This is a genomic window from Citrobacter sp. Cu233 (genome assembly GCF_030332225.1).
GTDB lineage: Bacteria > Pseudomonadota > Gammaproteobacteria > Enterobacterales > Enterobacteriaceae > Citrobacter.
Genome location: NZ_JAOWIF010000042.1, coordinates 362,326 through 377,504, shown reverse-complemented (window position 1 = coordinate 377,504; position 15,179 = coordinate 362,326). Strand labels below are relative to the sequence as shown.

13 protein-coding genes are annotated in these 15,179 nt (G+C 54.0%); all 13 read right to left on the bottom strand.

Features of this window, described 5'->3' with window-relative positions; genetic code table 11:
• Nucleotides 1-921, bottom strand: a complete 921-nt coding sequence (locus tag OGX95_RS20290) for a D-alanine--D-alanine ligase (protein ID WP_286630753.1) — start codon at nt 919-921, stop codon at nt 1-3.
• A complete protein-coding gene (gene murC, locus OGX95_RS20285) occupies nt 914-2,389 on the bottom strand; it encodes a UDP-N-acetylmuramate--L-alanine ligase (RefSeq protein ID WP_202039499.1) in 1,476 nt (491 codons plus the stop codon). The genes OGX95_RS20290 and murC overlap by 8 nt, the downstream gene beginning before the upstream one ends.
• 51 nt (nt 2,390-2,440) lie before the next feature.
• Nucleotides 2,441-3,508: an undecaprenyldiphospho-muramoylpentapeptide beta-N-acetylglucosaminyltransferase gene (gene murG / locus OGX95_RS20280; protein WP_286630752.1), complete on the bottom strand. Its 1,068-nt coding sequence runs from the start codon at nt 3,506-3,508 to the stop codon at nt 2,441-2,443.
• Nucleotides 3,505-4,749, bottom strand: a complete 1,245-nt coding sequence (gene ftsW, locus OGX95_RS20275) for a cell division protein FtsW (protein WP_271440499.1) — start codon at nt 4,747-4,749, stop codon at nt 3,505-3,507. Before ftsW ends, murG begins: the two co-directional genes overlap by 4 nt.
• Nucleotides 4,749-6,065: a UDP-N-acetylmuramoyl-L-alanine--D-glutamate ligase gene (gene murD, locus OGX95_RS20270; protein WP_286630751.1), complete on the bottom strand. Its 1,317-nt coding sequence runs from the start codon at nt 6,063-6,065 to the stop codon at nt 4,749-4,751. Before murD ends, ftsW begins: the two co-directional genes overlap by 1 nt.
• A 2-nt stretch (nt 6,066-6,067) precedes the next feature.
• The gene (gene mraY, locus OGX95_RS20265; protein ID WP_286630750.1) at nt 6,068-7,150 is read right to left on the bottom strand and encodes a phospho-N-acetylmuramoyl-pentapeptide-transferase; all 1,083 of its coding nucleotides are present in this window, start codon (nt 7,148-7,150) and stop codon (nt 6,068-6,070) included.
• Nucleotides 7,144-8,502, bottom strand: coding sequence for a UDP-N-acetylmuramoyl-tripeptide--D-alanyl-D-alanine ligase (gene murF, locus OGX95_RS20260; RefSeq protein WP_286630749.1), 1,359 nt, complete (start codon nt 8,500-8,502; stop codon nt 7,144-7,146). Before murF ends, mraY begins: the two co-directional genes overlap by 7 nt.
• Nucleotides 8,499-9,986, bottom strand: coding sequence for a UDP-N-acetylmuramoyl-L-alanyl-D-glutamate--2,6-diaminopimelate ligase (gene murE / locus OGX95_RS20255; RefSeq protein ID WP_286630748.1), 1,488 nt, complete (start codon nt 9,984-9,986; stop codon nt 8,499-8,501). Before murE ends, murF begins: the two co-directional genes overlap by 4 nt.
• On the bottom strand, nt 9,973-11,739 hold the full coding sequence (ftsI, locus tag OGX95_RS20250; protein WP_286630747.1) for a peptidoglycan glycosyltransferase FtsI: 1,767 nt from the start codon (nt 11,737-11,739) through the stop codon (nt 9,973-9,975). Before ftsI ends, murE begins: the two co-directional genes overlap by 14 nt.
• 15 nt (nt 11,740-11,754) lie before the next feature.
• Nucleotides 11,755-12,120 carry a cell division protein FtsL gene (gene ftsL, locus OGX95_RS20245; RefSeq protein ID WP_000625651.1) on the bottom strand — a complete coding sequence of 122 codons (366 nt, stop codon included), beginning with the start codon at nt 12,118-12,120 and terminating at the stop codon, nt 11,755-11,757.
• The gene (gene rsmH / locus OGX95_RS20240) at nt 12,117-13,058 is read right to left on the bottom strand and encodes a 16S rRNA (cytosine(1402)-N(4))-methyltransferase RsmH (protein WP_286630746.1); all 942 of its coding nucleotides are present in this window, start codon (nt 13,056-13,058) and stop codon (nt 12,117-12,119) included. The genes ftsL and rsmH overlap by 4 nt, the downstream gene beginning before the upstream one ends.
• 1 nt (nt 13,059) lies before the next feature.
• Nucleotides 13,060-13,518: a division/cell wall cluster transcriptional repressor MraZ gene (gene mraZ, locus OGX95_RS20235; RefSeq protein WP_271440493.1), complete on the bottom strand. Its 459-nt coding sequence runs from the start codon at nt 13,516-13,518 to the stop codon at nt 13,060-13,062.
• A gap of 610 nt (nt 13,519-14,128) precedes the next feature.
• On the bottom strand, nt 14,129-15,133 hold the full coding sequence (cra, locus tag OGX95_RS20230; RefSeq protein ID WP_286630745.1) for a catabolite repressor/activator: 1,005 nt from the start codon (nt 15,131-15,133) through the stop codon (nt 14,129-14,131).
• Nucleotides 15,134-15,179: the final 46 nt, after the last annotated feature.

Below are 15,179 nucleotides of genomic sequence, written 5' to 3'. Positions count from 1 at the left end.
TCAGTCCGCCAACTCCAGAATTCGTACCACCAACTGCGAGAAGCTCAGGCCCGCCTGACGCGCCGCCATCGGCACCAGGCTGTGGCTGGTCATACCCGGAGAGGTATTCGCTTCCAGCAGATAAAACTGGCCATCGCTGTCCAGCATGGCGTCAATACGGCCCCAACCTTTACAGCCCAATGCGTTCCATGCTTTCAGGACTAATGCCTGTAATTCGGTCTCTTGTTCAACTTCCAGGCCCGCAGGACAGAAATATTGTGTCTCATCAGACAGATACTTCGCCTCATAATCATAGAAGGTTCCTGCGGGTTGGATACGTATTGACGGTAAAATTTCTTCGCCAAGTATCGCAACTGTGAATTCCGGTCCACTGAGCCATTTTTCAATCAGTACTTCTTCATCATGCTGAAAAGCCAATGCTAATGCAGCTTGCAAAGCATTTTCTTCTTCAACTTTTGACATCCCGACGCTGGAACCTTCACGGCTTGGCTTCACAATCAACGGCAAACCTAACGCAGAAATTCTCGTAACCACCTCATCGCTAAGTCCTTTTTCGAACTCTGTACGGGTCAATGCCACCCATGGCGCAACCGGTAACCCTGCCCCCTGCCACAGCAGTTTGCTGCGCAGTTTGTCCATTGAGATAGCAGATGCCATGACACCGCTACCGGTATAAGGCAAACCAATCTGCTCCAGCATGCCCTGCAACGTGCCATCTTCACCGCCACGACCGTGCAACGCAATAAACACCTTCTGAAAACCCATTGATTTCAGAAGCGTGACGTCGACCTCTCTTGGGTCAACCGGATGGGCATCCATCCCCCCTTCGCGCAACCCTGCCAGTACGGCTGCGCCAGAATTCAACGACACTTCTCGCTCTGCGGAGGTTCCCCCTAACAGGACCGCGATTTTATCAGCCATGTTGTTCTTCCTCCGGGTTTTGCGGCTTCAGTTTGATTTCAGCTAAGGAACGCGCGATTTTGCCGATATTTCCAGCGCCCTGCACCAAAATCAGATCGTTACCGGTTAATACCGGTGCCAGCATTTCCGCTACCTGGGCCGGATCGGACACCAGAATAGGATCGATCTTACCGCGACCACGAATCGTGCGGCATAGCGAACGGCTGTCAGCACCCGGAATCGCGGCTTCGCCCGCGGCATATACATCCAGCATCAACAGCGTATCAACCTGGGTCAGCACGTTGGCAAAGTCGTCGTACAGATCGCGTGTACGCGTAAACCGGTGCGGCTGGAACAGCATCACCAGATTTTTGTCCGGCCAGCCTGCGCGTGCGGCTTTGATCGTGGCATCGACTTCCGTTGGGTGATGACCATAGTCATCGACCAGCATCGCAGTTCCTGCTTTACCGTTTACTGGCTCAAGCGGGAATTCACCCAGGAAGTCAAAGCGGCGTCCGGTCCCCTGGAAACTTTCCAGCGCGCGCAGAATCGCGTCGTCTTCAATACCCTCTTCCGTTGCCACTGCCACGGCTGCCGCCGCGTTCAAGGCATTGTGACGGCCAGGCGCGTTTAACGTTACACGCAAATCGGCCATCCCCTGACGCAGCAGCGTGAAGTGACCTTGGGGGCCAATCTGCTGGTAATCTTCTACGCGAACGTCAGCATCATCGCTGAAACCATAGGTGGTGGTCTGACGCCCGACGCGCGGTAACAGTTCGCGGATTACCGGATCGTCAACACACATCACCGCACGACCATAAAACGGCAAGTTGTGCAGGAAATTAATAAACGTCTGCTTTAAATTTTCGAAGTCGCCATGGTAGGTATCCATATGGTCAGCTTCGATATTGGTGACAATCGCCACCATTGGCTGCAAATGCAGGAACGACGCATCGCTCTCATCAGCTTCCGCAATCAAATAACGGCTGTGACCCAGACGTGCATGCACGCCCGCTGCCTTCACCAGACCGCCGTTCACAAAAGTCGGATCGAGGCCCGCTTCTGCATAAATACTGGAGACCATTGCAGTGGTCGTGGTTTTACCGTGGGTCCCGGCAATGGCGATGCCGTGACGAAAACGCATCAACTCTGCCAGCATCTCCGCACGGCGGATCACCGGGATACGCGCTTCATGGGCCGCAACAATTTCCGGGTTATCCGCAGAAATAGCGCTGGATACCACCACCACGCTCGCATCACGTACGTTTTCCGGGCGATGGTTGAAAAAAATCGTCGCACCCAGATTCGTCAGTTGCTGCGTAACCGGATTCGGCGCTAAGTCAGAACCGCTGATCTGATAACCTTCATTGGCCAAAACTTCGGCAATACCGCCCATACCCGCACCACCGATGCCGACAAAGTGGATGTGCCGAACGCGACGCATTTCGGGCACGATGGAACGCAGTTTTGCCAGTTGTTGTGTATTCATTCTTTAGCCATTAACTTCTCAGTTCATGCGATGCAAAAGGCATCACCACAATTACACCCGGGCAGCCCGGCTCACTTCAGTTGCAACCCGCTCAGTGGCATCCGGTATGGATGCGGCGCGAGCACGTTCTGCCATGGTTAATAAAGTTTCTCGTGACCACCCGGACAGGGTGCTGACGACGGCATCCACAGTAAACTGTGGCTGCTCAAGAATTTTGGCTGCACCCGCTTTCTCCAGCGGCAGAGCATTCCAGTACTGTTGTCTGTCTTTATGTTGAAACGGCACGAACAGCGCGGGTAAACCTGCGGCAGCAATCTCACTCACCGTCAGTGCGCCTGAACGACAGACCACAACATCCGCCCACGCGTAAGCTGCTGCCATATCATCAATAAATTCAGTGACCTTATGCTGCGGTTGCCCCGCGTCTACATAAGCCTGTTCCACGGTTTGCTGCGCACCTTTACCACTCTGATGCCAGATAGTCACTGCATCGCCAAGTTTTGCGGCGACCTGCGGCAACGTCTGGTTCAGCACACGTGCGCCCTGCGAACCACCGACAACCAGCACCCGCACCGGACCTTCACGCCCAGCCAGACGTTCTTCGGGTAACGGCAGTGCAAGGACATCAGTACGCACTGGATTCCCCACCACTTCCGCATTCGGGAAAGCGCCAGGGAAGGCCTGCATCACCTTCGTCGCGATCTTCGCCAGCCATTTGTTAGTTAACCCGGCGATACCGTTCTGCTCATGCAGTACGACCGGAATACCTAACGACCAGGCCGCCAGGCCGCCAGGGCCAGACACATAACCGCCCATGCCCAGCACCACATCGGGCTTAAACTGCTTCATGATGGCGCGAGCCTGACGCCAGGCATTAAAAATACGCACAGGTGCAGCCAGCAGCGCGTTGAGACCTTTTCCACGCAAACCGGAGATGCGAATAAAGTCAATGTCAATGCCATGCTTCGGCACTAAGTCCGCTTCCATACGATCGGCGGTACCCAGCCAACGAACCTGCCAGCCCTGGGCCATTAAATGGTGCGCAACCGCCAGCCCCGGGAAAACATGTCCACCGGTACCGCCTGCCATCACCATTAACCGCTTCGGTTGACCACTCATCGTGCACCTCGTGTAAACGCCTGGGCTTTTTCCAGACGCGTTTCATAATCAATACGTAACAAAAACATGATGGCTGTCGACATGATCAACAAACTCGACCCACCATAACTGATCAACGGCAGCGTCAGACCTTTCGTTGGCAGCATACCCGCCGCCGCGCCGACGTTTACCAGAGCCTGGAAGCTAAACCAAATCCCGATAGAGCAGGCTAAGAAACCTGAAAAACGGTGGTCAATTTCCAGCGCCTTACGGCCGATCGACATCGCGCGAAAAGCGACGAAGAATACCATTAAAAGAGCAAGTACCACACCGATATAACCCAGCTCCTCCCCAATAATGGCGAAGATAAAGTCGGTGTGCGCCTCCGGCAAATACTCCAGTTTTTGGACTGAATTACCCAATCCCTGGCCCCACACTTCACCGCGACCAAAAGCCATCAGAGACTGTGTCAGCTGATAGCCGCTGCCAAATGGATCTTCCCAGGGATTCCAGAACGAGGTCACACGGCGAATACGATACGGTTCGGCGAGGATCAACAGCACGACAGCGGAAATCCCCATCCCGATGATGGCGATGAACTGCCACAATTTGGCGCCAGCCAAAAACAGCATCGCCAGCGTCGTGACGAACAGCACGACCACTGTACCCAGGTCAGGCTGCGCCAGCAGCAGCACGGCCAGGACCAGAATCACACCCATCGGCTTTAAGAAGCCGCGCAGGTTGTTACGCACCTCATCAACCTTACGTACCAGATAGTTGGCGAGATAGCAGAACAACGACAGCTTGGTAAACTCCGCAGGCTGAATACGCAGTGGCCCCAACGCAATCCAGCGTGATGCCCCGTTAACGGAGCTCCCCACCACCAGCACGATCAGGAGCATAATGATCGACGCGATCAGCATCGTGGTGCTGTACTTTTGCCAGAACTCCATCGGCAGGCGCAGGGTAATCATCGCCAGACAGAACGCCAGAAAAATATACAGCGCGTCACGCTTAGCAAACAGGAATGGATCGCCGGCCAGACGTTGTCCAACGGGCATTGACGCCGATGTCACCATGATAAAACCGATCGCTGCCAGACCAAACGTCAACCACAACAGCATGCGGTCGTACATGATCAGGCTGTCCGCGTCTTTCTCACGCGAAGCCATCACCCAGCCTTTAAGTGCCGCAAAGACCCACGCCAGGATTCCGAGTCCCGGTACGCGCGGCAGTTTCAGACGAGGGAGAGATAATCGCATCAACCCAACTCCTTCGCCAGGTGGGTAAAGACGTCGCCACGTTGCTCAAAATTCTTGAACTGATCGAGACTGGCACAGGCGGGAGACAGCAGCACCATGTCGCCCGGTTTAACACGCGGGGCGAGCAGACGCATCGCCTGTTCCATGGTTTCTGTTTGTTCCGCCACTTCCGGTCGCAGCGCGGCAAGCTGCGCACCATCACGACCAAAGCAGTACAGTCGAATGTGATCGCCATTCAGGTAACGGCTTAGCGGAGAAAAATCGGCTGATTTCCCATCGCCGCCCAACAGCAGGTGCAAAGTGCCCTCAACGTGCAGCCCATTCAGCGCGGCTTCGGTGCTGCCGACGTTGGTCGCTTTCGAGTCATTGATCCAACGAACGCCGTTATGTTCCAGCACCATCTGGAAGCGATGAGCCAGGCCGGTAAAGGTCGTCAATGCTTTCAGGCTGGACGCCCGCGGCAGACCCGCAGCATCCGCCAGCGCTAACGCTGCCAGCGCATTGGTATAGTTATGTTGACCGGAAAGGGTCATCTCTTTCACGTTCAATACTTTTTCACCCTTCACCCGCAGCCAGGTTTCACCCTGCTGGCGGTTAAGGTGATAGTCACCCATATTGATGCCAAAGCTCACACAGCGCTCATCGGCACCGCGAACCGGCATAGTTAACGCATCATCCGCATTGACTACACACACTTTCGCATTCTCGTAGACGCGCAGTTTGGCTGCACGGTACTGTTGCAGTCCAAACGGATAACGGTCCATGTGATCTTCAGTGACATTCAAAATGGTTGCCGCGACAGCCCGTAAACTGGAGGTCGTCTCCAGTTGGAAGCTGGACAGTTCCAGAACATACAACTCGCGCTCAGCGTCCAGCAACATCAGAGCAGGCAGGCCAATATTACCGCCTACACCGACGTTGACTCCGGCCGCTTTCGCCATTTCGCCAACCAGCGTCGTGACGGTACTTTTACCGTTTGAACCGGTGATCGCGACAATAGGGGCCTGTGCTTCGCGGCAGAACAGCTCGATGTCGCCGACAATCTCAATTCCCGCATCTGCGGCAGCGCTCAGCGAAGGGTGCGCCAGGGCAATACCAGGGCTGGCGACGATTAAATCAGCGGCCAACAGCCAGTCATCATTCAGGCTGCCAACATGATGCTCAACCGCTTCCGGTAATTTATCCAGGCCTGGCGGCGTCGCGCGGGTATCCATAACGCGCGGCGTGACGCCACGTGCCAGAAAGAAATCCACGCAGGACAACCCGGTCAAACCCAGACCGATAATGACGACTTTTTTACCCTGGTAATCAGCCATGATTAACGTACCTTCAGCGTTGCCAGGCCAATCAGGACCAGCATCAGCGAAATAATCCAGAAACGCACAATCACACGCGGTTCCGGCCAACCTTTCAGTTCATAGTGGTGATGAATAGGCGCCATACGGAAAATACGCTGTCCGCGCAGCTTAAAGGAACCCACCTGCAGAATGACCGACAGGGTTTCCACCACAAATACACCGCCCATGATCACCAGCAGGAATTCCTGACGCAGCAGTACGGCAATAATGCCCAGCGCGCCCCCCAGAGCCAGTGAACCGACGTCGCCCATAAAGACCTGTGCCGGATAGGTGTTAAACCACAGGAAGCCTAAACCGGCGCCGACAATTGCTGTACAGACAATCACCAGTTCGCCAGCATGGCGTAAATAAGGAATGTGCAGGTAGTTAGCAAAGTTCATGTTACCGGTCGCCCATGCCACCAGTGCAAAACCGGCGGCCACAAACACGGTTGGCATAATCGCCAGGCCATCCAGGCCGTCGGTAAGGTTTACCGCATTCCCGGTACCGACAATAACGAAGTACGCCAGCACGATGTAGAACAGCCCCAGTTGCGGCATGACATCTTTAAAGAAGGGCACCACCAGTTCAGTTGCCGGGGTGTCTTTTCCTGCCAGATACAGCGCAAACGCGACCCCTAATGCAATGACCGACATCCAGAAATATTTCCAGCGCGCGATCAGGCCCTTGGTGTCTTTACGCACCACTTTGCGGTAGTCATCGACAAAACCGATAATACCGTAGCCAACCAGCACCACCAGCACGCACCAGACGTACGGGTTAGACGGGTAGGCCCACAACAGAACGGAAATCACAATCGCGGTGAGGATCATGATGCCGCCCATGGTCGGCGTACCGCGTTTACTAAAGTGTGATTCCGGGCCGTCGTTACGCACGACCTGGCCAAATGACATTTTTTGCAAGCGGGCGATCATACGCGGGCCCATCCACAACGAGATGAACAGCGCGGTCAGCAGGCTGACGATGGCGCGAAACGTCAGATAGGAAAAGACGTTAAAGCCGGAATAATATTTGACCAAATGTTCGGCCAGCCAAACTAACATGTTCCATTCTCCTGTAATGCGCGTACTACCTCTTCCATGGCGGCACTACGTGAACCCTTCACTAAAATCGTCATAATCTGATGTTCTGCAATCAGTGTCTTAAGATGCGCGGCCAACGCGGTTTTATCCGCAAAATGCTCGCCAACACCGCTGGTGTCGCTGATCGCCTGACTCAGTTTCCCTGTACTCAGCACACGGTCGATGCCCGCAGCTTTCGCAGCCATCCCCACCTGTACGTGGCATGCTTCGCTTTCCGCGCCCAGCTCTGCCATATCGCCCACAACCAATACTCGGTAGCCCGGCATCTCAGACAGCACCTGTACCGCAGCCGTCATCGAACCGACGTTGGCGTTATAGGAGTCATCCAGCAACAGTTGATTTTCTGCGAGTTGAATTGGGAACAGTCGGCCTGGGACCGCTTGCAGATCCTTCAGACCCGCTTTCACGGCTTCGTGTGTTGCACCAACCGCCATCGAGAGCGCAGTCGCAGCCAAAGCATTGGCAATATTGTGACGCCCCGGTAATGGCAACAGGACATCAATGCTGCCCGTCGGTGTTTGCAGAGTAAACTCAGTACCGTGCGTGGTCACATGGATGTTGGTCGCCGAAAAGTCGCTATTGGCAGCATTCATAGAGAAGCGCCAGACTTTGCGATCGCCGATGATGTTCTGCCAGTTCAGCCAGTCGTTGTTATCGGCATTCATAATGGCAATACCATTCGCCGATAGACCGGTAAATATTTCACCTTTTGCCTTCGCCACACCCGCCAGAGAGCCAAAACCTTCCAGGTGCGCGGCCGCCAGGTTGTTCACCAGCGCCGCTTCCGGGCGCGTCAGCCCAACGGTCCAGGCGATTTCACCCTGGTGATTCGCGCCAAGTTCAATAACGGCATAGTCGTAATCGTTGTTTAACCGCAGCAGCGTCATCGGCACGCCGATATCATTATTCAGATTGCCTGCGGTATATAACGTGTTGCCACACTGACTCAGAATGGCGGCAGCCATCTCTTTAACAGAGGTTTTACCGGATGAGCCGGTCAGCGCCACCACACGAGCCGGAACCTGAGCGCGAACCCACGCCGCCAGCTCGCCAAATGCCAGACGCGTATCTTTTACAATCAGCTGCGGAAGGTCGGTATCCAGTGCACGGTTTACCAGCAGCGCGCCCGCGCCATTCTCTTTTGCCGTGTCAGTAAAGTCATGGGCATCGAAGCGTTCACCTTTCAGTGCGACAAACAAACAGCCTGGCGTGACTTTACGCGTATCGGTCGTGACCGCATCGAGGGTCAGATCGCCCCCTTTCAGATCGCCACCGAGGATTTCCGCCAGTTGGCTGAGCGTTACGTTAATCATGCGATAACCCCCAGCAGACGCGCTGCCGTCACGCGGTCGGAGTAGTCGAGACGGTGGGCACCGACAATCTGATAATCTTCATGGCCTTTGCCAGCGACCAGCACCACGTCATTTTCTTTTGCCTGCATGATGGCGCTAGTGACCGCTTCAGCACGACCTTCCATCACTTTTGCCTGCCCGGCATCCAGCATACCCGCCAGAATGTCATTGATAATGGCGCGAGGCTCTTCGGTGCGTGGGTTGTCATCCGTAACCACAACAACATCGGCAAACTGCTCAGCAATGGCGCCCATCAACGGACGTTTGCCTTTGTCACGATCGCCGCCGCAGCCAAAGATGCACCACAGCTTGCCGGTGCAATGCAGACGGGCCGCCTGCAGCGCTTTTTCCAGCGCATCCGGCGTATGAGCATAATCAACCACAACGGTGGTTTTGCCCGGCGCGCTAAACACTTCCATGCGCCCGCAGACCGGCTGCAGCTGTGCCGCCGTTTTCAGTAATTCCGCTAACGGATACCCCAACGCCAGCAGTGTGGCCAGTGCCAGCAGCAAATTGCTGACGTTAAACGCCCCCATCAGGCGGCTTTCAATTTCGCCTTCTCCCCAGGTAGAGGCAAAGCGAATCGTTGCGCCACTATCGTGATAGTTCACCTCAACGGCTTTCAGCCAACGACCGTGACAGTTGGGATTAATATGGTCTTCCATCGAGACAGCTACCGCATCCGGCAGCTTCGCCAGCCAGCGGCGACCCACTTCGTCATCCGCATTGACGATAGCCTGCCCACAGTGGTGCGTGGAATACAGCAACCACTTCGCGGCTTCGTAGTGTTCCATATCGCCGTGATAATCGAGATGGTCACGGCTTAAGTTGGTAAATACTGAGGCCGCAAATTTCAGCGCAGCCACACGGTGCTGAACCAGGCCATGCGATGAAACTTCCATCGCGCCAAAGGTCGCGCCCTGTTCAACCAGCCCCGCCAGCACATGCTGAACGTCAACGGCTGACCCAGTAGTATTTTCCGTCGGGATCACTTTACCCAGCAGGCCATTACCTACCGTTCCCATTACCGCACTGGTTTCGCCAAGCAGTTGGCTCCACTGTGCAAGCAACTGGGTGGTGGTGGTTTTACCGTTCGTTCCGGTCACACCAACCAGACGCATATTTTCAGATGGCTCGTGGTAAAAGCGGCCTGCCAGTGCAGATAAGCGCTCGTTAAGCTGGCTGAGATAGATGACCGGAACGCCGTGCATTTCACGGATTTCGCCGTCTGCGGCCTCATCTTTTGCCTCTGCAATAATGGCAGCCACACCTTGCGCTATCGCCTGCGGGATATATCGACGCCCGTCCGCCTGATGACCCACTACTGCTACAAAGAGATCGCCCGATGCAGCCACACGGCTGTCGAGTGTCATCTCTCGCAGTGCTCGCTCCGGTGCACCCGGCACCCATGGAGCAAGAAGGTCGCGCAAATTACGATCTGCCACCTGTTGCCTCGCCTTGATTATTCACAAATTCATTTTTATCGCCCGTTGCCAGCGCATCCGGTTCGATGTTCATGGTGCGCAGTACGCCGCCCATGATGGCACCGAAGACCGGCGCGGAAACGGCGCCACCGTAGTATTTACCCGCCTGCGGATCGTTGATAACAACCACCAGCGCGAAGCGCGGCTGACTCGCAGGCGCAACACCTGCGGTATAAGCAATGTATTTATTGATATAGCGGCCATCTGGCCCGACTTTCTTCGCCGTACCGGTTTTAATCGCGATGCGATAGCCTTTAATCGCCGCTTTCACGCCGCCGCCGCCAGGCAGCGCCACGCTTTCCATCATGTGCACCACGGTGCGTACGGTAGATTCCGGGAAGATACGCTCGCCCGGAACAGGAGGATCAACTTTGGTAATCGACAGCGGGCGATAAACGCCATAGCTGCCGATAGTTGCATAGACTCGCGCTAACTGTAACGGGGTTACCATTAGCCCATAGCCGAAAGAGAAGGTGGCCCTCTCTATGTCAGACCACCGTTGTTTTTGAGGATATAAGCCACTGCGTTCTCCGACCAACCCCAAATTGGTCGCTTTTCCCAGCCCAAAACGTGAGTAAGTATCTACTAACGCTGAGGACGGCATCGCTAACGCCAGCTTGGAAACACCGACGTTACTCGACTTCTGTAGTACCCCGGTCAGGGTCAATTCGCTATAACGCGCCACGTCTTTAATTTCGTGACCATTAATTCGGTAAGGGATGGTGTTCAGCACGGTATTTTCGCGTACCACACCACGTTGCAGTGCCGTCATCACCACCATGGGCTTAACGGTAGAACCCGGCTCGAAAACGTCGGTAATGGTACGGTTACGCATTGCGTCTTTCGGCGTACCGGTAAGATTATTAGGGTTGTAAGACGGGCTGTTGGCCATCGCCAGCACTTCACCGGTATTAACATCCACCAGAACCGCACTACCTGACTCTGCCTTGTTAAACGCTACGGCGTTATTCAGTTCACGGTAGACCAGCGCCTGTAAACGCTCATCAATACTCAGCGCAAGGTTATGCGCCGCCTGGCTATCGGTAGAGGAAATATCCTCAATGACTCGACCATAACGGTCTTTACGTACGATACGTTCACCCGGCTGCCCGGTGAGCCACTTGTCGAAGCTCTTTTCAACACCTTCAATCCCCTGGCTGTCAACGTTGGTAAAACCAATGAGGTGAGCGGTCACTTCCCCGGAAGGATAGTAACGACGGGATTCTTCGCGCAGATGGATACCGGGCAGCTTCAGTTTCTTGATGTAGTCGGCCATGTCAGGGTTTACCTGACGCGCAAGATAAATAAAGCGCCCTTTCGGGTTGGCATTAATTCTGCTGGCCAGCTGGTCAAGTGGCAGGTTCAACGCGGTTGAAAGTGCTCTCCAGCGCTCGCCGACGCTCACACCGCCCGCGTCATGAACTTCTTTTGGGTCAGCCCAAATAGCCTTAACGGGAACACTCACCGCCAGCGGACGACCTAAACGATCGGTTATCATACCGCGCGATGTGGCAACTTCCTGTACGCGCAGGGAACGCATGTCGCCCTGGCGCACCAGCATGTCTGGCGCGATGATTTGCAGCCAGGCAACACGCCCCAGCAGGAAACCCAGCGCCAGCAAAATACAGCCGCACAGTAACGCAAAACGCCAACTGACAAAGTTGGCTTGTTCTTCCTGACGTTTTGGTTTGTGCGTTTTTGCCGCTGCTTTCATGCGTCGCGTTTATCCTTATTTTTGTACTACGATATTTTCTTGTGAGGGATCAACATGCTGCATTTGCAGCTTTTCCGTTGCGATCCGTTCAACACGGCTATGATCACCGAGCGCGTTCTCCTCAAGGATCAAGTTACGCCATTCGATATCCAGCGCATCTCGCTCCAGAACCAACTGCTCACGCTGCGCGGTCAATAACCGTGTATGGTGTGCGGTTGTTACGACAGTAACCGCCGTCAAAATAATGCAAATGAACAGGCAGAGTGGCAGCTTCCCAAACCGCAAAAGATCGTCACCGATCACGCCAGGCAAGGCATGGCGCTCGTTGCTTCCTATCGATCCTTTAACTTTGCTGAGGGCTTCTGTCACTCTGCTGATCATGCGTTCGTCCTCTCTGCAATACGCAGAACTGAACTACGGGCACGAGGATTCTCAGCTACCTCTTCTTCACCCGGCATCAACTTGCCTAGTGCTCTCAACTCACGACCGCCCAGTTTTTTGATCTGCGCTTCTGTCATCGGTATTCCAGCCGGAACCTGAGGACCGCGGCTTTGTTCACGCATAAAGCGCTTCACAATGCGATCTTCGAGTGAATGGAAACTAATGATCGAAAGGCGACCACCTGGTGCCAGCACGCTGAGCGAGCTTTTTAGCGCCTGCTCTATCTCCTCCAGTTCACTGTTTACCCAAATGCGCACCGCCTGGAAGGTACGGGTCGCGGGATGTTTGAATTTGTCTTTTACCGGCATTGCCGCTGCAATGACTTCCGCCAGTTCTTTGGTTCGGGTCATCGGTTCTATGCGGTTGCGCTCCACGATGGCACGGGCAATACGTTTGCCAAAGCGCTCCTCGCCAAAGGTTTTAATCACCCAGGCGATATCAGCTTCATCGGCGGTTTGCAGCCATTCAGCGGCAGACTGACCGCGCGTAGGGTCCATACGCATATCTAACGGACCGTCACGCATGAATGAAAAGCCGCGTTCGGCATCATCAAGCTGCGGAGAAGACACGCCAAGATCAAGGAGGATTCCATCGATCTTGCCGGTAAGTCCACGCTCGCTCACATACTCAGCCAGCGCAGAAAAAGGTCCATGAATGATGGAGAAACGGGGATCGGTAATCGTCTGGGCAACGGCAATAGCCTGCGGATCGCGATCGATTGCCAGTAAACGTCCCTCTTCACCAAGCTGTGAGAGGATCAGACGTGAATGACCACCGCGACCAAATGTCCCGTCAATGTAGATGCCGTCTGGACGAATATTCAGGCCATTTACCGCTTCATCCAGCAACACTGTGGTGTGTTTATAATTTTCCATCATCTTATAGAGACAAGTCCTGCAATCGTTCCGACAGCGCGCCGGTCACAGACTGCTCAGCGTCGATATCTTCCTTGACCTGTTGATACCAGGTCGTTTCATCCCACAGCTCAAACTTATTGAACTGCCCAACCAGCATCACTTCTTTTGTCAGTCCCGCGTGTTGTCGCAGAATGGGCGCAATCAATAAGCGACCGGCGTTATCCATCTGACATTCGCTGGCATGTCCCAACAATAAGCGTTGTACGCGACGCTCAGCCGGATTCATGCTCGACAGGCGAGATAGCTTCTGCTCGATAACTTCCCATTCAGGCAGGGGGTACAGCAGCAGGCACGGGTGATGGATGTCAATGGTGCAAACCATTTGACCGGTAGCGCTCTCAAGCAGTTGATCCCGATAACGGGTAGGCACCGATAAGCGCCCTTTACTGTCGAGATTAACTAACGTTGCTCCCCGGAACATGCCAGCCTCACCCCCAATTACCACTTTATCCCACAAAATCCCACTTAAAGGAGTTTACGGAGCGGAGGAAAACCTTGTCAAGCAAGTCACGGCGCTCAGCGGAGCAAAAAACCCAATGTTTACGGCTAATATCAGTGTTGAGCAAATTCCATACAGCAAACGAAGCAAATTAACGTCATGAATATTTGTAAGAAAAAAATCCAACAACTCATCATTGTTTAAAACAACTCAATATCAACCGAGGAAAATATAAAGTGTCAGTTTGCGACGCGAGCGGCATTTTAGGACAATATGCGGCGAGATAACAGTACCAGTTCATCGGTCTGTACGGCCCGTATGGCCAAGGAAGGCGAGAGATTACCGCAATTCGGCGGCAAAGTGTTTGTTAATTCGGCAAATCCACACAAGCATGTAACAAAATAATACAAACGTAACGCGTCGTTACGTATCAATAACCCAAAAAAGGATAGTTGCGTTTTTAAATTAGGATAATTAAAGAATGAATTTCAGATAATTCTAAAGAATATTCTTAAATATAATAAGGTTATTTCTGAGAATAAAATATTGATGGCATCAGAGCATTCTCCCCAATGCCATCAATAGCAAGCACTTAGTTACGGCTAAGGATGCCGCGGCGGTACAGATTACGCCGGATGCGCGTTAATCCCGGTTTTGGTTTACGCGGTTCATCAAGGCTTGCAAGGACGATCTCCAACACGCGCTCAGCCACATCACGGTGGCGCTGTGCGACTGCCAACACCGGGCATTGCAGGAAGTCGAGCAGTTCATGATCGCCGAAGGTCGCAATGGCTAAATCGGACGGCAGTTGCCCATCGCGACGCAATGTCACATCCATCACCCCCTGCAATAGCGCAAATGAGGTGGTGAACAACGCCTGAGGCATCGGATGCGTTTCCAGCCATTTATCAAACAGGTGCGCTGCTGCCTCCCGCTCATAGCTGTTGGCATACAGGAAATGCACTTCACGCGGATCGTCTTTCCACGCGGTACGGAAACCCTGTTCACGCAGGAAACTGACCGATAATTCAGGGAGCGCCCCCAGGTAGAGCACCGTTTCAGCCGGGAATTTACGTAATTCCTCCGCCAGCATTTCCGCATCATCCTGATCTGCGCCGACAACACTGGTGAAGTGTTCACGATCCAGCGCACGATCCAGCGCCACAATCGGGAATGAACTATTCGCCCAGCGCTGATAGAACGGATGTTCTGGCGGTAATGAGGTAGACACAATAATGGCGTCAACCTGACGCTGTAAAAGATGCTCAATACAGCGCATTTCGTTATCTGGCTGATCTTCAGAGCAGGCAATCAGCAGTTGATACCCACGCTGACGCGCCTGACGTTCCAGGTAGTTTGCAATGCGGGTATAACTCGTATTCTCCAGGTCCGGGATCACCAACCCGATAGAACGTGTGCGTCCAGCACGGAGCCCGGCCGCCACAGCATTAGGGTGGTAATTATGTTCGCGCACCACCGCCATGACTTTTTCGACCGTTTTGTCGCTTACGCGGTATTGCTTTGCTTTGCCATTAATAACGTAGCTTGCAGTCGTTCGCGAAACGCCGGCCAACCGAGCGATTTCATCCAGTTTCACAATTGCCCCTTGCGTAAAATGTACAAACCATAACCTTTAAGATGGC